Raw genomic sequence first — 18,085 nt, forward strand, 5'->3', positions numbered from 1 at the left:
CCCAGATCACCGCGCCGCCTGACCGCCTCCGTCACCCAAAATCCCGCATAGCTCCGGCCGCCATCGTCGCCCTGGCTCTGCAGTATGGACGCTACGGCTACCGTCGGGTCACGGCCTTGCTCCGGCGTGACGGCTGGACGGTGAACGTGAAGCGCGTCGAACGGATCTGGCGGCGCGAAGGGCTCAAGGTCTTGGCTCGCCAGCCAAAACGGGCACGCCTCTGGCTCAACGACGGCTCGTGCCTGCGACTGCGGCCGGAGCGGCCCGACCACGTCTGGTCGTACGACTTCGTCGAGCACCGCACGCACAACGGGCGCAAGTACCGGATGCTGAACGTCATCGATGAGTTCACCCGCGAGTGCCTGGCCATCCGCGTATCTCGCAAGCTCAAGGCGCTGGACGTGATCGACGTACTCTCGGACCTGTTCAGTCTGCGCGGAGTGCCAAGGCACATCCGCTCGGACAACGGGCCGGAGTTCATCGCCAAAGCCGTTCAGGACTGGATCGCGGCGGTGGGATCGACGACCGCTTACATCGAGCCGGGCAGTCCGTGGGAGATGGCGTAATCGGTCCCGAGTCGCGCAAGCTCTTCGGACCGATCCAGCGATTCGAAAGGCTACTCCCATGCCCGACTATGTTGGCCTCGACGTTTCCCTCGACCAGACCAGCCTGTGCGTCCTCAATGCCACCGGCCAGATCGTGCGTGAGACCAAGCTCGATACCGATCCCGACGCCATTGCCGAGTACCTTGGGCAAGCCGCCCTCGCTATCGAGCGCGTCGGCCTGGAGGCGGGGCCGCTCTCGCAGTGGCTTCACGCCGGTCTCGTCGCCCATGGGTTACCGGCGATCTGTATCGAGACGCGTCACACCAAGGCGGCCCTCGGCGCCATGCCTGTCAAAACCGATCGCGGGGATGCGCGCGGCATCGCGCAGTTGATGCGCACGGGCTGGTTCAAGGCCGTGCACGTGAAGACGCAACAGGCGCAGGAGTGGCGCCTATTGCTCACGCAGCGCCGTCTACTCGTCAACAAGTTGATTGACGTCGAAGCCGAGATCCGCGGTACACTGCGCGGCTTCGGCTTGAAGATGGGACACGTGGGGCGCGCTGGGTTCGCGGGACGCGTACGCGAATTGCTCGCCGACCGACCGAGCTTGCTGCGGGTGGTAGAGCCCGTCCTGCTCGTACAAGCCATGCTGCTGAGCCAGCGCGAAGCCCTGCATCGCATGGTTCTACAGGCTGTACGCGAGGAAGAGGTCTGCCGCCGGATGATGACGGTACCCGGTGTCGGCCCGATCACCGCACTGGCCTTCCGGGCGACCGTCGATCAGGCCGAGCGCTTCGCTCACTCCCGCGACGTCGGCGCCCACTTTGGCCTGACGCCGCGTCGCTACCAGTCGGGCGAGACGGATCGCTCGGGCACGATCACTAAGACCGGCGACGCGCTCATGCGCCACGCGCTGTACGAAGCCGCCACAAGCATGCTGGTGCACGCGACGAAGCCCTCGGCCCTGCGCAACTGGGCCCTGGCTGTCGCCAAGCGCCGTGGGCTGCAGAAAGCGCGCGTCGCCCTCGCGCGACGCCTTGCCGTCGTGTTGCATCGGATGTGGCGTGATGGAAGCGTGTTCCAACCGCAGGGCCGGCTCACCACGAACTGAGCCGACCGCGATCGAGATCCGCGCACGACGCGGAATGGTGTCCCCGTGGGGACGAGGGTTAGGCGAGGACGGAGCCGTTCCTGTGCCCGGCATCCTCAGATGCCGAGGCCGCGTAAGGGAGATTGGTCCCGCCGCCCTTCAGCACCCCATCCTGAGGCGACCTCGGGTCGACCTCGAAGAGAAGCATGAGATCCACGGGGGATCCCAAAATCCGTTGACACGCGCATCGTCGATTAAAGAAGAACGGCTATTGCGAGAGCTTCAACGCGAAGCTGCGGGATGAACTCCTCAACGGCGAGGTGTTCTACACCCTCAAGGAGGCCAGCGTCGTGATCGAGCAATGGCGGAAGCACTACAACGGCATCCGGCCGCACTCGTCGCTCGGCTACCAGCCGCCTGCGCCAGAGGTCGTCATCTGGCCAACCGAACCGAGCGGATCAGGGCCGTCCGCTCGCCCTACCATCGTCACGAGACCGACGATGCACTAACTTCGAATATGGGCCACCGAATGGGGGCAGGCCACCTGAAGGAGGCGGCTGCGGGAAACTTCTGAGCCCGGCTCGCCGCCGGGCTTGCGTCGATTACGTCGTTGCCGAGCATGGCGTCTCGGAACGCTTCGCCTGCCGTGTCCTGGGTCAGCATCGTTCGACCCAGCGCAAATGCGCGGTCCTGGTCGAGGACGAGGCCGCCATGACGGCTGCGATTATCGCGTTGGCCCTCCAATACGGGCGCTACGGCTACCGTCGGATCACGGCGATGCTCCGTCGCGATGGCTGGACGGTGAACCTGAAGCGGGTCGAACGGATCTGGCGGCGAGAGGGGCTCAAGGTCCCCGCTCGGCAACCGAAGCGGGCACGCCTCTGGCTCAACGACGGCTCCTGCCTACGATTGCGGCCGGAGCGCCCCGACCACGTTTGGTCCTACGACTTCGTCGAGCACCGCACGCATAATGGGCGCAAGTACCGAATGCTGAATGTGATCGACGAGTTCACCCGGGAGTGCCTGGTAATCCGTGTATCTCGCAAGCTGAAGGCACTCGACGTGATCGATGTTCTCTCGGATCTGTTCAGCCTGCGCGGAGTGCCGGGTCATATCCGCTCAGACAACGGGCCGGAGTTCATCGCCAAAGCCGTTCAGGACTGGATCGCAGCGGTCGGCTCGAAGACTGCCTACATCGAGCCGGGCAGTCCATGGGAGATGGCGTAATCGGTCCCGAGTCGCGCAAGCTCTTCGGACCGATCCAGCGATTCGAAAGGCTACTCCCATGCCCGACTATGTTGGCCTCGACGTTTCCCTCGACCAGACCAGCCTGTGCGTCCTCAATGCCACCGGCCAGATCGTGCGTGAGACCAAGCTCGATACCGATCCCGACGCCATTGCCGAGTACCTTGGGCAAGCCGCCCTCGCTATCGAGCGCGTCGGCCTGGAGGCGGGGCCGCTCTCGCAGTGGCTTCACGCCGGTCTCGTCGCCCATGGGTTACCGGCGATCTGTATCGAGACGCGTCACACCAAGGCGGCCCTCGGCGCCATGCCTGTCAAAACCGATCGCGGGGATGCGCGCGGCATCGCGCAGTTGATGCGCACGGGCTGGTTCAAGGCCGTGCACGTGAAGACGCAACAGGCGCAGGAGTGGCGCCTATTGCTCACGCAGCGCCGTCTACTCGTCAACAAGTTGATTGACGTCGAAGCCGAGATCCGCGGTACACTGCGCGGCTTCGGCTTGAAGATGGGACACGTGGGGCGCGCTGGGTTCGCGGGACGCGTACGCGAATTGCTCGCCGACCGACCGAGCTTGCTGCGGGTGGTAGAGCCCGTCCTGCTCGTACAAGCCATGCTGCTGAGCCAGCGCGAAGCCCTGCATCGCATGGTTCTACAGGCTGTACGCGAGGAAGAGGTCTGCCGCCGGATGATGACGGTACCCGGTGTCGGCCCGATCACCGCACTGGCCTTCCGGGCGACCGTCGATCAGGCCGAGCGCTTCGCTCACTCCCGCGACGTCGGCGCCCACTTTGGCCTGACGCCGCGTCGCTACCAGTCGGGCGAGACGGATCGCTCGGGCACGATCACTAAGACCGGCGACGCGCTCATGCGCCACGCGCTGTACGAAGCCGCCACAAGCATGCTGGTGCACGCGACGAAGCCCTCGGCCCTGCGCAACTGGGCCCTGGCTGTCGCCAAGCGCCGTGGGCTGCAGAAAGCGCGCGTCGCCCTCGCGCGACGCCTTGCCGTCGTGTTGCATCGGATGTGGCGTGATGGAAGCGTGTTCCAACCGCAGGGCCGGCTCACCACGAACTGAGCCGACCGCGATCGAGATCCGCGCACGACGCGGAATGGTGTCCCCGTGGGGACGAGGGTTAGGCGAGGACGGAGCCGTTCCTGTGCCCGGCATCCTCAGATGCCGAGGCCGCGTAAGGGAGATTGGTCCCGCCGCCCTTCAGCACCCCATCCTGAGGCGACCTCGGGTCGACCTCGAAGAGAAGCATGAGATCCACGGGGGATCCCAAAATCCGTTGACACGCGCATCGTCGATTAAAGAAGAACGGCTATTGCGAGAGCTTCAACGCGAAGCTGCGAGACGAGCTACTCAACGGCGAGGTATTCTACACGCTCAAGGAAGCCAGCGTCGTGATCGAACAATGGCGGAAAGACTACAATACCATCCGCCCACACTCATCGTTGGGCTACAAACCGCCTGCACCGGAGGTCGTCATCTGGACAAGGGAACCGAGCGGCTCAGTGTTATCCGCTCACCCCGCCATCGTCACGCGACCAACGATGCACTAACTTCAAACCTGGGCCACCGAATGGGGGCAGGCCAGGCGCCGAGGGTATCCTTGGCCATGAGTTGGTCCGCCACCCTCAGCGCGAGGTCCTGGTTGAGCCCGCGCGCCACGTCGATCCCCGCGAGCTCCTCCCGCTCCGCGGCCGGATCCTTTTCGAGTTCGCTCTTCTCACGTGCGAGGTCGGCCTGCTCGGTGTCGGACTGGGAGCTGACCGAGACGTATTCGCCCGCCGCCATCGACATCGCCCCGGCCACGAGGCCGGCCGTGCCGGCGACCAGGATCTCCCCGGCGGCGGCGGAGGACGCAGCGACGCCCACGATGAGGCTCGCCGTGGAGACGAGGCCGTCGTTTGCGCCGAGTACGGCGGCCCTCAGCCAGCCGATGCGGTCGATGAGGTGGTTTTCCTTATGGGCGGGGCGCATCGACGTCAGGGTCTCTCGATGGGCGGAGCGGAAGTGCATCCGGGAAGCATCCGAGGGAGGATCGCATCGTGCCAGAGGTAGTGATGGAACAGGGCCGCGGAGGCATGGAAGAAGGCGACCGCCATCAGGATGTTCGCCGCGATCCCGTGCCAATGCGTCAGCGGCCGGCGCCATTCCGGGTCACCGACCTGCGGCAGGGCAATCGGTCCGACGAGGGTGACGCCTCGCACGAAGGCGTTGGCGATCACGAGCCCGGCGATCACGAAGAGCAGCAGGTAGAGCGCGGCGTGGGTCGCCTTGGCGACGACGTGCCAGGGACCGGGGGCCTCGACGGGAAGCTTGCGGCCCATCGTGTTGCGCCAGATCAACGACGCGACGATGACGCCAAGGAAGACGAAACCCAGGACGAAGTGGGCCGACCAGATTCCCGAACGCAGCGCCCCCCTCGGCACGAGGTCCTCCAGAAAGGTGCCGACCAGCCACAGGCTCAGGACGAGCCCGGCTGTGAGCCAGTGCAGGGTGATGGTGGTGCGGTCGTAGACGTCCGGTCGTGACGGCATGTCGCTTCCTGTAGGATGGGGTCACGTCCGTTCCACCGAAGGCGACGGACATGACCGGGAAGGCCTAAAGGCGTCGCAGGTCGACGACCTCGTCCCGCGGATCGTGACCGCCGCGCAGGTCGACGTAGGCCATGCCTCCGGCGCACGGGCGCTCCAGCCTCACGCGCAGCAGGATGTCCCTCACCTCGGACCGGCCGAGCCATCCCGTGGGAGGGTCGAAGACATCCAGCCGGATTTCGCCCGGCACGCCCTGTTCCGGCGAGCGGACGGCATCGGCGTGCCGGATGAACCATGTCTCGACGGATCGCGCCATCGACCCGGTGAGGCGGACGTCGTGGCGGTCCCGCCCGTGCGTCTCGTCGGTGACGGACCCATGGTATGTGATGGTCGTCATCATGCCGGGTTTATCCTTTGACTACCGGGCTGTGCACGTGTCTCAGCAGCAGCAATCGGACCCCGACCCGCTCCTGACGAAGTCCCCGTCGGGGAGCACCGGTCGCCCGGTCATCTCGCCGCGGAGTTCCCGTTCGGCCTGGAGCCAGAACTCGTCCGCGTGGCCATGCGGGCGGTCGCGCCGCTCCCACAAGTGGAAGGCGCGGTCGCGGATCTCGCCGTTGGTCGGTCTCGTCTCGGGGGTCATGCGCTATTTCCATAAGGATCATGGTCGATGGGGACGGACTGCGGCGGTCACTCGGCAGGTGCCGCGGGCAGGGGCTTGTCCGGCACCGCACCCGCCGACGTGGGACGACGTTTCCGCAAGCTCCCCTGGATCAGGGTGGCGATGGCGTAGCCCATGGCACCGACCGCCAGGGCGGTGGCGAAGGGAGACGTCCCGCGGTGACGGCCTTCGTGCGAATGCCCGCCGCGCGTCGACCGCTCGGCTTTCCGGATACCGGCGCGTCCATATTCAAGGGTGTCGTCCGCCAGGTGCGTGGCCCGGTCGGCGACATCGCGGACGGCGTCCTGGGCCCGTGCAAAGATCTCGTCGGCTGCGCCCTCGATGCGATGACCGTCGGTATCGGATGCGCCGCCATGCCTGGAATGGTCGTGGTCGTGGTGGGTCTTGGACATGTTCGGTTCCTCTGTCGTGGACGAGGGACCCTGCCGGTGCGCATCGCCCGGCAGGGCGAGCTTCGTTCAGGCGACGCTGATGCGGTTCTCGACGGCGGTGGTGCCCGGGGAGGCCCAGGCCGCACCCACCGCCTCGCGGCGCTCCTGCATGGTACGCACGGTCCCGCCGAGATGGACGGTCCCACCATCAGCGGTGACGGTGACGTTCGAGGGATCGAACAGCCACGACCGATCCAGCGCCTCGCTGATGTTCGCGCTTACGTCCGAGACGTCGACCTGGGGCAGGACGGTGATCAGGTTGTTGACCGCCACGACGCCGGAGAGGTGTCGCAGCTCCCGTTCGGCGGCCTCGGATTGGAAGTGGCGCTCGACCTCGCCGGTCAGGGTGATGACGCCCTTGGACACCTTCACGGAGACGGAGTCCGGCGGCACGGCGACGTTCCAGGCGAGGCGCGCGACGGCGGTCGTCGCGATGTCCACGTCCGACCGCTTGAAGGAGAAGGGAACCTTCACCTCGATCTCCTGGACGATGGCCTTCACGCCCCCCACGCGGCGGGCCGCGGACTCGGCGGCGAGCTTCTCGTCGTAGTTCCCGACCTGGCCGGACAGGGAAACGATCCCGTCCTTGGCCGTGACCCCGATCTCCGAGGAAGTCACCGCCGGGTCCCAGATGAGTTCGGCCGTGACGCGGTGCTGCAAGCTGGTGTCGTGGGACATGGTGATCTCCTTGGGCGAGCCGAGGTCGACGATGCGGGGAAGGGCTTCGCGACCCTGCCCAATGCAAGGCTGTCCGGCGCCGACGTCGAAGCGTGTCCCAGCATCCGGCGAACGTAGGTGGCGGAACCGGAGCGTTCCTTGATCCAGCGCAAGGATCAGGCGTCACCGGAATTTTTGATGACCGAACAAGGGAATTGGGCGGCGAGCGCGGGTCCGCCGAGAACACCGAGGTTGATCTCGATCAAAGACCGGGCCCGACAACGCGGCCATCCCTGGGTCGTGGTCGGCCGTAACAGGGCGCGATCGGAAGTCAGAGGTCTCTCGGTCATGAACACGTACGTCGCATCGTTGACTAATGCCGCCGTCACGCGAGTGGCGCCGACTGCGGCATCGCTCGATCCATTGGCGGAGAGCCTGCGGATGCTGGGGCTCGCCGTCATCGGATCTGCAACCGTCGTCTGCCTGATGTGGCTCGTATCCTGAACGACGTCACGGTCGTCGCCGTACCGCCGAGCCGACCCGACGCCTAGACCTTCCACGTCGATGGGGCCCGCCGGCCTCGCTTCATGAACGCGTCCGGTGCGAGGCGCTGCATGGCATCATCCGAACCCGGAGCCTTCCCATGTCCGTTCGCCTTCCCGCATCGGCGCTGCTCATGACCGGCCTCCTACAGGTCGCGGCGGCGGCCACGGATGGCCAGGTACAACGTGGCAAGACCTTCGTCGGCGCGAACTGCGCCACCTGCCATGCCGTGGGACGGATCGGGGCGAGCCCGCTGGCCATCGCACCCGCATTCCGGGACCTCCATACGAAGTATCCGGTCGAGGACCTCGGCGAGGCCCTGGCGGAGGGCATCACCACGGGGCATCCGACCATGCCCCAGTTCGAGCTCGCACCCGACCAGATCACGGACGTGTTGGCCTACCTGAAGTCCCTGGAGCGATGAGCGCCCCGCGATGAAGGCTTCCGACCTGAATCCATGGGAAGCGGACATCGGGAACACGTCAGGGAGGCGTCGCCTTCGCGGCGCCGGCGCCGACTGCCTTGGCGATGGCCTCGATCCGCGTCGACTGCTCGGCCAGCATGCCTTCGAGGCGCTCCATCCGGATGCGGTCGAGCTTGTCGTGCAGGGCCATGATCTCGACCTCCGCCTTCAGGTTGATCTCGTAGTCGAGACCGGCCGCCATCCGATCCCGCGCCGCCTGGCGGTTCTGCGACATGAGGATCACCGGTGCCTGAAGGGCGGCGACCATCGACAGGATCAGGTTCAGGAAAATATAGGGATAGGGGTCGAAGGCGCCGGCGCGGGCCAGGACGACGGTGTTCACCACGACCCACGCGACCAGCATTCCCGTGAAGACCAGGATGAAGTCCCACGAGCCGCCCAACTGGGCGACGTGGTCCGCGAGGCGCTCGCCGAACGTCTGGCGCTCGACGAGGACACGGTTCATGTCCTGGGACACGTGTCGCCGCTTGGCGATGTGAAGGATCACCCGCCGCTCGCGTTCGGATAGCCCTTCCAATCCGGCTTCCATCAACTGTCTGGCCAGCTGGGTGACCGCACCGTCGACCGGCGGCTTTCCGGCTTCATCGGCATTCGCGGGAGGGATCATACCGCTCGTCGGGGCTTGCTCGGTCATCAGTGGCTTAGGAAGCTGCAGACGGGGCAACGGCGCAAAACATCCCGGGTGACGCCGCCGAGGACGGCCTCCCGCAAGCGCCCATGACCGTAGGCCCCCATGACGATCAGGTCGGTCGCGCCCTCGGACGCCAGGTCGAGCAGGGCTTCCGCGTCGCCGCCTCCCTCGGACGGGTGCTCGGCGGAAGTTGCGAGGATGCCCTGCATTGAAAGGTAGGCGACCACGTCGGCGACGCCGGAAACACGGCCCTCGTGTGTGACCCCGACGACATCTACCCGGCTCGCCAGGCGCAAGATCGGGAGTGCGTCCAGCACCGCGCGACGGGCCTCCCGCGTATCCTTCCACGCCACCATGACGCGTCGGCCTTCGAGGTAGTCGATGCCGGGCGGCACGACGAGCACCGGACGTCCCGTTGCGAGGACGACGGATGCGGCGTCGAGGGGCAAGGGGTATTCGGACGCCCCGTCCGGGCATCCTCGCCCGACGACGACGAGGTCGGCGGCCCGGGCTTGGCTTGCCAGGAAGGCGAGCCCTGGTTCGAGGGCGGAGCGCCATGAGACCCGGCTCCGGGTGCCGACGGCCGCGAGGAACAGTTCCTCCGCCCTGGCGAGCCCGTCCGAGACGGCCCGTCGCGAAAGGGTCGGCAGGAAGGCCAAGGCGCCCATCGGACCGACATGGGCGGTGACATGGTCGGGCGCCTGCGCGGCGATGCCTATCGTCCGGGCCCCGAGAGCATCCGCGAGATGGGCCGCGACCTTGATACGTCCGGTCGCATCACCTGCCAGATCGACGGACACCATGATGCTCGCGAATGTCATGGACGGCATGGCTCGCTCGGCTGCGGGAAACCTGACAGTGCCCGTCCGCGAGGGTGCCGGCTTTGACCCAGCGCAAGGGCGAGGCCGGAAATCGTACCGGTCCATCGTCGGCGGACGACGATGCCTGGCCTTTCGCCACCCAGAACGGGTTTGCGCTGGATCAACGATGGATGCCCGGCAAACCGGCATGGTCCCCCCTCGTCACCGGAGGTCCCCCATGTCGTATGCCAGCATCATCGTCGCCGTGGACCCCGGGCAGCGGACGGCTCCGCGGATTGGTGTAGCCGCGCATCTCGCGCGACGGCTCGATGCACGCCTCATCGGCGTCGCGGCATGGCAGCCGGACTACCCGCGGGGGTTCGGGGAGACGTCTGTGCCGACCGGTTACGGGATCGAGGACCTCCGCCAGAAAGCCTTCGGTGAGTTGCGCCAGGCGGAAGAGACTTTCCGCCTCGCGGCCCGGCCGGCGGAGCGGATCGATTGGCGTTCCGAGCTCAGGGAAACGCTGACGTTCCTCGCGGAGCAATCGCGGGCGGCCGATCTCGTCGTGGTCGGGCGTCAGGGCAAGAACGACCTGCCGCATCTCGCAGCCGCCGTCGGACCCGGTGACGCGCTGATGGTGGTGGGGCGGCCGATCCTCGTCGTGCCGCACGGCGTGGAGCGTCTGTTGGCGACCCGCGTGGTCGTGGCCTGGAAGAACACCCCGCAGAGCCGCCGGGCGATCTCCGATGCGATGCCGTTCCTGACGCTCGCCGAACAAGTCCAGGTCGTCCAGGTCACGGTGGACGGCGACCGGACCGAGTTGGACGACGTCGTGGCCTATCTCGGCCTGCACGGCGTCAAAGCCGTGGGAGTCCTCATGGTAACGGAAGGCGCGGGGACGGCCGAGGCCCTCCTCGACGCCGCCGAGAAATTCAAGGCGGACCTGATCGTCAGCGGGGCCTTCGGTTACAGCCGCCTGCGGGAATGGTTCTTCGGCGGCGTCACGCGCAACCTCCTCGATCACAGCCCGGTCTGTTGCCTGATGTCCCATTGACCCGAGCGAGGTCCAGGGATGACGAGAGTACTTTCAATGGCCTGGATGAGCTGGTTGCGCGAACGCTTCATCGACACGAAGGCGAGCGGCCGGCCGCGGATTCCAGTCCGCGGGTCGGGATCTGAGCCGCTGATGACGCCACCGACTTCGGTGGAGCGCCCATGACCGTCGAGGATCAGGCCGAGACCGTCGCTTTCCTCCAGGGCGAGGCAGCCCTCCAGGGGCTTCCGGTCGACACCATCACGACGCATATCTCGACCGTCCTCATGGCCGGCGACCGTGCGTTCAAGCTCAAGCGCCCGGTTCGCTTTCCCTATTTGGATTTCTCCACCGCCGGTCGCCGGTTGTCCTTCTGCGAGGCCGAACTCGTCCTGAATCGTCGCACGGCGCCCGAACTCTACCTCGGGGTCCGCCGGATCACCCGGGAGGCCGACGGGCGACTGGCCTTCGACGGCACCGGCCCCCTCGTCGACGCGGTCGTCGAGATGCGCCGTTTCGCGCAGCACGACCTGCTCGACGACCTGGCGCAGCGCGATGTGTTGACACCGGCGCTGATCACCGACCTCGCGCACCGCATCGCGGAGTTCCATCGCGGGGCGGCGGTCAGCCTCGATCACGGGGGTGCGGCCGGCATCGCCGCGGTGATCGACATGAACGACCGCTCGCTCCGCGCCGTGGCCCTCGTCCCGGACGCGGCCGCGGACATCCTTCGCGCCGCCTTCCAAGATGCCTTCGAACGGCACGCCTCCATGCTTGAGGAGCGGCGTCTGGCCGGAAAGGTGCGCCGCTGTCACGGCGACCTCATCCTGCGCAATATCTGCCTCGTCAACGACGTGCCGACGCTGTTCGACTGCATCGAGTTCGACGATGACATCGCGACCATCGACGTCCTGTACGACCTCGCCTTCCTGCTGATGGATCTCTGGCATCGCGACCGGGCCGACTTGGCCAATCTTCTGTTCAATCGCTACCTCGACGAGACGGACGAGGCTTCCGGTATCGGAACGCTGCCTTTCCTGATGGCTGTCCGCGCCGCCATCCGTAGCCATGTCACGGCGGCCCAGGCCGCCGGTCAGCCCTCTGACAAGGCCGCGAATACGCTCACCGAGGCACGCGCCTATCACGACCTTGCACTGTCGCTGCTGGCGGGTTCTGACGCGACGCTGCTCGCGGTCGGAGGCTTCAGCGGGTCGGGCAAGTCGACCGTGGCGGCCCGGGTGGCGTCCCGTCTCGGCCCGCCGCCGGGCGCCCGCGTGCTCAACAGCGACCGAATCCGCAAACATGCTTACGGCGTTTCGGCTGTGACACGCCTACCCTCGTCCGCCTATCAGCCCGAGGTGTCGGCAAGGGTCTACGCCTCCCTCAGGGATGAGGCGGGCCAAGCGTTGGCCTGCGGGTGTGCAGTCATCGCCGATGCGGTGTTCGACCGGCCCTCCGAGCGCGCGTCCATCGAGGCGATTGCCGCGACAGCCGGTGTCTCCTTCCGGGGTGTCTGGCTTGAGGCGCCCACCACCGGACTGCTTGCATCCCGGATTACCGACCGGCGGAACGACCCGTCGGACGCGACGGCCGAGGTGCTCCTTGAACAGGTCGGGCGCGATTGCGGGACCATCGCCTGGAAGCATCTCGCCGCAGGGGCCGATCCGGCGACGACCAGGGACGCGATCCTGGCATCGTCGCCCTCATATGGCGACGGCAGGACCAAAAGCCGGAAGGCTGAACCCGCCTGAGGCGAGGAACCCGGGAAACCGGAAGTCCCCGCCCGGATCGCCGTAGCGCAGCGGTGCCCCGTCCAGGGCCGTCATGGTCCCACCGGCGGCCAGCAAGATGGCATGCCCTGCGGCGATGTCCCATTCCCGGATGCCGCCCAACCGGGGATAGACGTCCGCCAGGCCCTCGGCGATGCGGCAGAACTTCAGCGAAGAGCCCATCGGACGGCGCTCTGTCAGCGGCAGCCGCGAGAGGTAATCTTCGGTTGCGGGATCCGCGTGCGAGCGGCTGACGAGCGCAACGAGGCCCGTGTCGGGTGGCGCGCGAACCCTGATACGACGGGCGCCGGTCAGGTCGGCGGCCTCCGAACCGGGCGGAGCCGGGACCGTGTAACTCGATGTCCCGCCGAACCACGCCTGCCCGAGCAAAGGGGCGTAGATGGCACCGGCGATGGGACTGCCATCCTCGATCATGGCGACGTTGACCGTGAACTCGTTGCGGTGCGCAATGAACTCACGGGTCCCGTCCAGGGGGTCGACGAGGAGGAAGCGCAGGCCGAGCTCGGATCTGTGCCCGGCCGCGACGCTCTCTTCCGCGACCACCGGGATTCCCGGGAACGCCGCGGCGAGCCTTTCCAGGATCAGTCGTTCGGCCGCGAGATCGGCCTCGGTCACAGGGGACCCGTCCGCCTTCCACCGCGTCGCGCAACCGTGGGCATAAACGGACGCCACGGGTCCGCCCGCCGCAATCGCGATCCGAACCAGTGATTGGGCCAGCGTGTCGAGCGGCATCGAACCCATCCCCTCGGATACCGGGGTCAGCAACGGCAATCGGATACGGACCCGCTCTTCACGATGTGCCCATTGGAGCGCACTGGCTCCCAGGCGCTTGAGCGTCGGTGGAATGGCCGTGATCGTGATGGCTCTTGGTCACGGTCGGTTTGCCTCTCGTCTTCGGAAAACCCGGGCCGGGCCTGGAGTGCTTGGCCCGAAAGTTCCGTCGTTCACACGACGCCGATGCTGTTCACGACCGCCGTGGTGCCGGGTGACGCCCAGGCCGCGCCCAACGCCTCGCGGCGCTCCTGCATGGAGCGTACGGTGCCGCCGAGAAAGACGGTTCCCCCATCGGCGGTCACGGTCACGGTCCTAGGGTCGAACAGCCACGAGCGATCCAGCGCCTCGCTGATCCTGTCGCTGACGGCCGCGACGTCGACCTGGGGCCGCACGGTGATGAGGTTGTTGACCTCCACCACGCCGCAGAGGTGACGCAACTCCCGCTCTGCGGCCTCGAATTGGAAATGGTGGTCGACCTCGCCCGTCAGGGTGATGACGCCCTTGGAAACCTCCACGGAGACGCAGTCCGGCGGCACGGCGACGTTCCAGGCGAGGCGCGCGACGGCGGTCGTCGCGATGTCCACGTCGGAGCGCTTGAAGGAGAGGGGCACGTCGACCTCGATCTCCATGACGATGGCCTTGACGCCGTAGACGCGACGGGCGGCGGCTTCGGCAGCCATCTTCTCGTCATACGTCTCGACCTGGCCGGACAGGGAGACGATGCCGTCCTTGGCGGTGACGCCGATCTCCGAAGAGGTCACCGCCGGGTCCCAGATGAGTTCGGCCGTGACCCGGTGCTGCAGGCTGGTGTCGCTAGACATGGGGATCTCCGTAACGATGCGATGAACCGCTCGGCACCCATGCCCCCCGGGCGGCGATGGTCGCCGTCCATGTCGGAGGGGGATGTCCCGGCATCCGGCCAACATAGGAGGCCGGACCGGTGCGGTCCTTGATCCACCGCAAGGACGAGGTCGGCCCGGAAGTTACGGTGACCTTCACGCCAGAACGGTCGACGCCTCGCGTTCGGCCATGGCGAGAAGGAGCCGAAGATGATCCGTCCCAGCCCCGTCGAGGCACTGACCGAGCAGCATGACCGCCTTGGCGCGTTGATCCGCCTGATCGACGACGGGCGCTGGTGGACCGGGGACGACGCCTGCCGGATCGAGGAGGGGGATATCTGCATTCAGGCGGGCAGGATCGGCGCCGCCCTGGACGCGGTCGAGCGGCTCGCCGACGCGATGGCCGTCGAGGACGGCACGGGCGTCGGATCGCAGCCGGCATCCAAGCCGAGGCATGCCGTGCCCGTCCATCCCGCTTCGGAAGACCTCGTGATCCCGGACGACCTCGGCCCGTTCTCCCCCGGTCCGGTCGATCCCCATCCGCACGAGATCCACGAATCCGGCGGTTACGAGCAACGGGCCTGGGGCCTGCCCGTCGGCATTCCGAAGCTCGCCTGACGGGCACGACCTCCCGACCCCGATAGGTCGTTCCGGACAGCTTCAGCGGGACATCGCACGTGCCCGAGGCTTCCACGCGTTCGCTCTGCCCGGTTCATCGCCCTTCGACGACGCGACACGGTCGTATCCGGGACGCGGTCCGAAAATCGAAGGGCGCCTCTTTAGTCTGGCCATTTTAACCATCGGAACGAAGGCGATCACCATGACCGCATCACCGACGCATTGGGACGAGGAGGCGGACGTGATCGTCGTCGGCTACGGTTTCGCCGGGGCGACGGCGGCGATGACCGCGCACGACCTGGGCGCCAAGGTGCTTCTGATCGAGAAGGCACCAGAAGCCCACAAGGGCGGCAACAGCCGTGTCTCCGCCAACATCGTCTTCTGGCCAAACGACATCGACAAGGCCAAGACCTACTTCCGGGCAATGGCCGGACCCTACATGGACGACATCCCGGACGAGATGCTGGATGTCTGGGCACGAGAGATGCTGGCCAACAAGGCGTGGCTCGAAGGCCTGGGCATGGTCCCCGTCGAGATCCCCTACGTCGAGTTCCCGGAGTTCGCTGGATCGGACTGCGTGCACGTCCTGCTGAACGGCGAGGGGCCGGTCGGCGGCGAACGGCTCTGGCGCCTGATCGAGGCGTCGGTCGACGCCCGCCGCATCGACACACTGTACGAGACGCCTGTCGTCGACCTCGTTCGGGACGGACGCGAGATCCTCGGCGTGACGGCGGAACGGCTGGGGAAGCGCATCGCGATCCGGGCCCGACGCGGCGTCGTGCTTACGTGCGGCGGGTTCGAGAACGCCCCCGTGATGGTCCGCAACTACGTAACGGGCCTGCCCACGGTCTACCCTGTGGGGACGCCCTACAACACGGGTGACGGCATCCGCATGGGAATCGAGGTCGGTGCCGACCTCTGGCACATGAACAACGTCTCCGGCCCGATCCTGTCCTTCAAGGCGCCCGACATCCCGGTCGCCCAGTGGCTGAACCTGGCGCATGGGAAAAGCTATATCTTCGTCGGCGCCGACGGAGGCCGCTTCACGATGGAGGGCGAGCCGTGCTCGGTCGGCGACGCCCACGGAAAGGTGAGGCGGCACGGACAGTGGCAGCAGCAGTCCCTGCCCCTGCCGATCCATATGATCTTCGACGAGACCTACCGGAAGTCGGGACACATCGGAAAGGCCGGGGCGGACTGGGACGTCAGTCACGGCAATCGTTACGACTGGAGCGACGACAACCTGCGCGAGGTGGCGAAGGGCTGGATCAAGACGGCCGCTACGCTGCCTGGCCTGGCGGACCTGATCGGCATACCGGCGGATGCGCTGGCGGACACGGTCGCGCGCTTCAACGCTGACGCGCGCGAGGGATACGACCCGGATTGGGGCCGGAAGGCGAATACCCTCGCCCCGCTTGAGACGGGTCCGTTCTACGCGATGGAGCTGACCCCGGCCTTCGTGAACACCCAAGGCGGGCCGAGGCGGGATGCGCATGCGCGGATCGTCGGCGTCGACGGCGAGCCCATCGGTCGCCTGTTCTCTGCCGGCGAGCTCGGCTCGATCTATTCCTTCCTCTACCAGGGAGGAGGCAACATCGCGGAGTGCTTCGCCTTCGGGCGGGTCGCCGGGCGTAACGCCGCGCAAGGCGCGGACGGCGATGGTACGGCGCGATCATGACCCCCGTACTCGATTGCCTCGTCATCGGCGGCGGGCCAGCCGGACTGACCGCCGCGATCTACCTTGGCAGGTTCCGCCGCAGCGTGCTGTCCGTTGACAAGGGGTGGAGCCGCGCCAAGTGGATCACGCTCAGCCACAACCTGCCGGGCTTTCCGGAGGGCATCTCCGGCCCGGACCTGCTGGCCCGGATGCGCGAGCAGGCACGTCGGTATGGCGCCACGCTGGAGCACGGCACGGTCGAGGGACTGCGGCGCGACGCCGATGGTCTGTTCCTCGCAAAAGTGGGCGAGACCGAGGTGGCCGCGCGAACCGTCCTTCTCGCGGCGGGCGTGGTCGAGAACAATCCCCCCCTCCCTCATGTCGCGGAAGCGGTAAAGAGTGGGCTCATCCGAACCTGTCCGATCTGCGATGGCTACGAAGCCATCGGCAAGTCGATTGCCGTGCTCGGAAACGGCGAGCATGCCGCTGCCGAGGCGTTGTTCATCCGGACCTTCTCGGAGCAGGTCACCCTGTTGATGCCCGCATCCGGAGACGGGGGATTGTCCTCGGCTACGCGTGCCGCCCTGCTGGCAGCAGACATAGCGACCCTTCCGGTCGTGGTGGGATCGGTGGCCCTGGACACGAGCGGTGTCATCGCCGTCGGCGTCGCGGACGGGATCACGCACAGATTCGACAGGGTCTATTCGGCGTTCGGGATCGTTCCCCAGTCCATGCTGGCCGTCGCCGCTGGCGCGCAGGTCGATGCCACGACCCGGCTTTTCGTTGACGGACACCAGGAAACTTCGATCCGTGGCCTGTTCGCGGCCGGCGACCTCGTCCGCGGCCTGAACCAGATAGCGGTCGCCGATGGCGAGGCCGCGATAGCCGCGACCGCCATCCACAACCGACTGGACAGGGTCCTGGCCCATTCAACGGAACCCCTCTCGGCCGCGGTCCCGGCGCAAGTTCCTGGCGTCCCAAGGGTAAAGACGTTGGGTGTGACGCCGCTCGGGCCGTTCGACAGGATTGAACCAGACGCCGCGACAGTGATCGGAACCTGAATTGCCGAATGCATCCGCAGGCGAGAGGTTGCGCTTCGCCGTAGTGTTCAACATCGGGGCTGGAGCTTCGCGGCAACGCGTGCCTGGCGAGGTGGCGAACGAGATCACGTCCGCGTTCGAGCGGCGGTCCATGTGCGCCGAACTGATCGTTGTGAAGGGCGTCGGAGTGGCGGAAGCCGCCCGCGCGGCGGTCTTGAGCGCGAAGAACAACCTTGTCGACGGGGTTGCCGTCGGAGGAGGCGACGGAACGGTAAGCACGGTCGCCGGGGTGCTCGCAGGGACGGGCATTCGGCTCGGTGTCATTCCTCTCGGTACGCTCAATCATTTCGCAAAGGATCTCGCCATCCCCATCGACATCGAGGAAGCCGTGGGTGTGATTGCGGTCGGCTGCGTGAGGGAGGTGGACGTCGCCGAAGTCAACGGCAAAGTTTTCGTCAATAACTCATCGGTCGGCATCTACCCTTACATGGTGACTGATCGTGATCGCCAAGAAAAGGGGAGTGGAAGGTCGAGATGGAGCGCCATGGCGCTGGCAGCGTTCCGAATGCTGCGGCGCCTGCCGTTACGCCGGCTGACCATTTTCGCGGATGGCCGGACCGAGACCTGCCGGGGAGCTATGCGGGATTTTGGGTGACGGAGGCGGTCAGGCGGCGCGGTGATCTGG

General features: G+C 66.8%; 19 protein-coding genes and 5 pseudogenes. 14 read left to right on the forward strand and 10 right to left on the reverse strand.

All coding sequences use genetic code 11. The features are described 5' to 3' along the window. From G3T14_RS20630 to G3T14_RS20655, 6 genes and pseudogenes are all read left to right on the forward strand, one after another. Positions 1-557 (forward strand): annotated as a pseudogene (locus G3T14_RS20630) (DDE-type integrase/transposase/recombinase); the annotation flags it as partial. Between the two features lie 67 nt (positions 558-624). Beyond that, positions 625-1,656, forward strand: a complete 1,032-nt coding sequence (locus G3T14_RS20635) for an IS110 family transposase (RefSeq protein ID WP_163644417.1) — start codon at positions 625-627, stop codon at positions 1,654-1,656. Between the two features lie 239 nt (positions 1,657-1,895). Beyond that, a pseudogene (locus G3T14_RS20640) lies at positions 1,896-2,144 on the forward strand (transposase); the annotation flags it as partial. Between the two features lie 52 nt (positions 2,145-2,196). Then, positions 2,197-2,853: pseudogene (locus tag G3T14_RS20645) on the forward strand (IS3 family transposase); the annotation flags it as partial. A gap of 67 nt (positions 2,854-2,920) precedes the next feature. After that, the gene (locus G3T14_RS20650) at positions 2,921-3,952 is read left to right on the forward strand and encodes an IS110 family transposase (protein ID WP_163644417.1); all 1,032 of its coding nucleotides are present in this window, start codon (positions 2,921-2,923) and stop codon (positions 3,950-3,952) included. Between the two features lie 239 nt (positions 3,953-4,191). Continuing rightward, positions 4,192-4,440 (forward strand): annotated as a pseudogene (locus G3T14_RS20655) (transposase); the annotation flags it as partial. A gap of 34 nt (positions 4,441-4,474) precedes the next feature. Here the strand turns inward: G3T14_RS20655 and G3T14_RS20660 are convergent. The 6 genes and pseudogenes from G3T14_RS20660 to G3T14_RS20685 form a co-directional block, all read right to left on the reverse strand. Further along, positions 4,475-4,861, reverse strand: a pseudogene (locus G3T14_RS20660) (VIT1/CCC1 transporter family protein); the annotation flags it as partial. Between the two features lie 5 nt (positions 4,862-4,866). After that, positions 4,867-5,421, reverse strand: coding sequence for a cytochrome b/b6 domain-containing protein (locus tag G3T14_RS20665; protein ID WP_163644418.1), 555 nt, complete (start codon positions 5,419-5,421; stop codon positions 4,867-4,869). A 64-nt stretch (positions 5,422-5,485) separates the two neighbouring features. Beyond that, positions 5,486-5,818, reverse strand: a complete 333-nt coding sequence (locus G3T14_RS20670) for a hypothetical protein (protein ID WP_163644419.1) — start codon at positions 5,816-5,818, stop codon at positions 5,486-5,488. A 39-nt stretch (positions 5,819-5,857) separates the two neighbouring features. Continuing rightward, positions 5,858-6,061: a DUF2934 domain-containing protein gene (locus G3T14_RS20675; RefSeq protein WP_163644420.1), complete on the reverse strand. Its 204-nt coding sequence runs from the start codon at positions 6,059-6,061 to the stop codon at positions 5,858-5,860. Positions 6,062-6,108: 47 nt separating this feature from the next. Continuing rightward, a complete protein-coding gene (locus G3T14_RS20680; RefSeq protein ID WP_163644421.1) occupies positions 6,109-6,492 on the reverse strand; it encodes a hypothetical protein in 384 nt (127 codons plus the stop codon). A 66-nt stretch (positions 6,493-6,558) separates the two neighbouring features. Beyond that, positions 6,559-7,209 carry a BON domain-containing protein gene (locus tag G3T14_RS20685; RefSeq protein WP_163644422.1) on the reverse strand — a complete coding sequence of 217 codons (651 nt, stop codon included), beginning with the start codon at positions 7,207-7,209 and terminating at the stop codon, positions 6,559-6,561. A gap of 138 nt (positions 7,210-7,347) precedes the next feature. On the opposite strand from G3T14_RS20685, the gene G3T14_RS20690 reads away from it, so the two are divergent. Together G3T14_RS20690 and G3T14_RS20695 are read left to right on the forward strand one after the other, a co-directional pair. Continuing rightward, the gene (locus G3T14_RS20690; protein WP_163644423.1) at positions 7,348-7,692 is read left to right on the forward strand and encodes a hypothetical protein; all 345 of its coding nucleotides are present in this window, start codon (positions 7,348-7,350) and stop codon (positions 7,690-7,692) included. Positions 7,693-7,831: 139 nt separating this feature from the next. Next, on the forward strand, positions 7,832-8,155 hold the full coding sequence (locus tag G3T14_RS20695) for a cytochrome c (protein WP_163644424.1): 324 nt from the start codon (positions 7,832-7,834) through the stop codon (positions 8,153-8,155). 58 nt (positions 8,156-8,213) lie between these two features. On the opposite strand, the gene G3T14_RS20700 is transcribed toward G3T14_RS20695, so the two are convergent. Beyond that, the gene (locus G3T14_RS20700) at positions 8,214-8,822 is read right to left on the reverse strand and encodes a DUF1003 domain-containing protein (protein WP_163644425.1); all 609 of its coding nucleotides are present in this window, start codon (positions 8,820-8,822) and stop codon (positions 8,214-8,216) included. A 26-nt stretch (positions 8,823-8,848) separates the two neighbouring features. Then, complete coding sequence (locus G3T14_RS20705) at positions 8,849-9,676, reverse strand: universal stress protein (protein ID WP_246733459.1); 828 nt, start codon at positions 9,674-9,676, stop codon at positions 8,849-8,851. A gap of 208 nt (positions 9,677-9,884) precedes the next feature. Here G3T14_RS20705 and G3T14_RS20710 point away from each other — a divergent pair, with 208 nt between their 5' ends. Both G3T14_RS20710 and G3T14_RS20715 read left to right on the forward strand, forming a co-directional pair. Continuing rightward, positions 9,885-10,703 carry a universal stress protein gene (locus tag G3T14_RS20710; protein WP_163644426.1) on the forward strand — a complete coding sequence of 273 codons (819 nt, stop codon included), beginning with the start codon at positions 9,885-9,887 and terminating at the stop codon, positions 10,701-10,703. Positions 10,704-10,864: 161 nt separating this feature from the next. Further along, positions 10,865-12,433, forward strand: coding sequence for a bifunctional aminoglycoside phosphotransferase/ATP-binding protein (locus G3T14_RS20715; protein WP_163644427.1), 1,569 nt, complete (start codon positions 10,865-10,867; stop codon positions 12,431-12,433). On the opposite strand, the gene cysQ is transcribed toward G3T14_RS20715, so the two are convergent. Both cysQ and G3T14_RS20725 read right to left on the reverse strand, forming a co-directional pair. Continuing rightward, the gene (cysQ, locus tag G3T14_RS20720; protein ID WP_246733460.1) at positions 12,386-13,204 is read right to left on the reverse strand and encodes a 3'(2'),5'-bisphosphate nucleotidase CysQ; all 819 of its coding nucleotides are present in this window, start codon (positions 13,202-13,204) and stop codon (positions 12,386-12,388) included. The two genes, G3T14_RS20715 and cysQ, sit on opposite strands and share 48 nt — an antisense overlap. A gap of 212 nt (positions 13,205-13,416) precedes the next feature. Then, positions 13,417-14,067, reverse strand: coding sequence for a BON domain-containing protein (locus G3T14_RS20725; RefSeq protein ID WP_163644429.1), 651 nt, complete (start codon positions 14,065-14,067; stop codon positions 13,417-13,419). 228 nt (positions 14,068-14,295) lie between these two features. On the opposite strand from G3T14_RS20725, the gene G3T14_RS20730 reads away from it, so the two are divergent. The 4 genes from G3T14_RS20730 (at position 14,296) to G3T14_RS20745 (ending at position 18,055) form a co-directional block, all read left to right on the forward strand. After that, positions 14,296-14,703, forward strand: a complete 408-nt coding sequence (locus G3T14_RS20730) for a hypothetical protein (protein WP_163644430.1) — start codon at positions 14,296-14,298, stop codon at positions 14,701-14,703. Positions 14,704-14,905: 202 nt separating this feature from the next. Next, positions 14,906-16,381 (forward strand): FAD-binding protein, encoded by a 1,476-nt coding sequence (locus tag G3T14_RS20735; protein ID WP_163644431.1) that lies wholly within the window; start codon positions 14,906-14,908, stop codon positions 16,379-16,381. After that, a complete protein-coding gene (locus tag G3T14_RS20740) occupies positions 16,378-17,421 on the forward strand; it encodes an NAD(P)/FAD-dependent oxidoreductase (RefSeq protein ID WP_163644432.1) in 1,044 nt (347 codons plus the stop codon). The genes G3T14_RS20735 and G3T14_RS20740 overlap by 4 nt, the downstream gene beginning before the upstream one ends. 28 nt (positions 17,422-17,449) lie before the next feature. Next, entirely contained in the window at positions 17,450-18,055 is a 606-nt protein-coding gene (locus tag G3T14_RS20745) for a diacylglycerol kinase family protein (RefSeq protein ID WP_163644433.1), read from the forward strand. The last annotated feature ends 30 nt before the right edge of the window (positions 18,056-18,085 follow it).

Origin of the sequence: Methylobacterium sp. BTF04 (assembly GCF_010692745.1) — a bacterium.
Classification (GTDB): Bacteria; Pseudomonadota; Alphaproteobacteria; order Rhizobiales; family Beijerinckiaceae; genus Methylobacterium.

Excerpts from the sequence above, each read along its gene's own strand:
- G3T14_RS20670 (WP_163644419.1), bottom strand. The coding sequence starts at position 5,818 with ATGATGACGACCATCACATACCATGGGTCCGTCACCGACGAGACGCAC.
- G3T14_RS20740 (WP_163644432.1), top strand. The coding sequence starts at position 16,378 with ATGACCCCCGTACTCGATTGCCTCGTCATCGGCGGCGGGCCAGCCGGA.
- G3T14_RS20685 (WP_163644422.1), bottom strand. The coding sequence starts at position 7,209 with ATGTCCCACGACACCAGCTTGCAGCACCGCGTCACGGCCGAACTCATC.
- G3T14_RS20700 (WP_163644425.1), bottom strand. The coding sequence starts at position 8,822 with ATGATCCCTCCCGCGAATGCCGATGAAGCCGGAAAGCCGCCGGTCGAC.
- G3T14_RS20635 (WP_163644417.1), top strand. The coding sequence starts at position 625 with ATGCCCGACTATGTTGGCCTCGACGTTTCCCTCGACCAGACCAGCCTG.
- G3T14_RS20695 (WP_163644424.1), top strand. The coding sequence starts at position 7,832 with ATGTCCGTTCGCCTTCCCGCATCGGCGCTGCTCATGACCGGCCTCCTA.
- G3T14_RS20665 (WP_163644418.1), bottom strand. The coding sequence starts at position 5,421 with ATGCCGTCACGACCGGACGTCTACGACCGCACCACCATCACCCTGCAC.
- G3T14_RS20725 (WP_163644429.1), bottom strand. The coding sequence starts at position 14,067 with ATGTCTAGCGACACCAGCCTGCAGCACCGGGTCACGGCCGAACTCATC.
- G3T14_RS20650 (WP_163644417.1), top strand. The coding sequence starts at position 2,921 with ATGCCCGACTATGTTGGCCTCGACGTTTCCCTCGACCAGACCAGCCTG.
- G3T14_RS20705 (WP_246733459.1), bottom strand. The coding sequence starts at position 9,676 with ATGCCGTCCATGACATTCGCGAGCATCATGGTGTCCGTCGATCTGGCA.
- G3T14_RS20710 (WP_163644426.1), top strand. The coding sequence starts at position 9,885 with ATGTCGTATGCCAGCATCATCGTCGCCGTGGACCCCGGGCAGCGGACG.
- G3T14_RS20675 (WP_163644420.1), bottom strand. The coding sequence starts at position 6,061 with ATGACCCCCGAGACGAGACCGACCAACGGCGAGATCCGCGACCGCGCC.
- G3T14_RS20730 (WP_163644430.1), top strand. The coding sequence starts at position 14,296 with ATGATCCGTCCCAGCCCCGTCGAGGCACTGACCGAGCAGCATGACCGC.
- G3T14_RS20715 (WP_163644427.1), top strand. The coding sequence starts at position 10,865 with ATGACCGTCGAGGATCAGGCCGAGACCGTCGCTTTCCTCCAGGGCGAG.
- G3T14_RS20680 (WP_163644421.1), bottom strand. The coding sequence starts at position 6,492 with ATGTCCAAGACCCACCACGACCACGACCATTCCAGGCATGGCGGCGCA.
- cysQ (WP_246733460.1), bottom strand. The coding sequence starts at position 13,204 with ATGCCGCTCGACACGCTGGCCCAATCACTGGTTCGGATCGCGATTGCG.
- G3T14_RS20735 (WP_163644431.1), top strand. The coding sequence starts at position 14,906 with ATGACCGCATCACCGACGCATTGGGACGAGGAGGCGGACGTGATCGTC.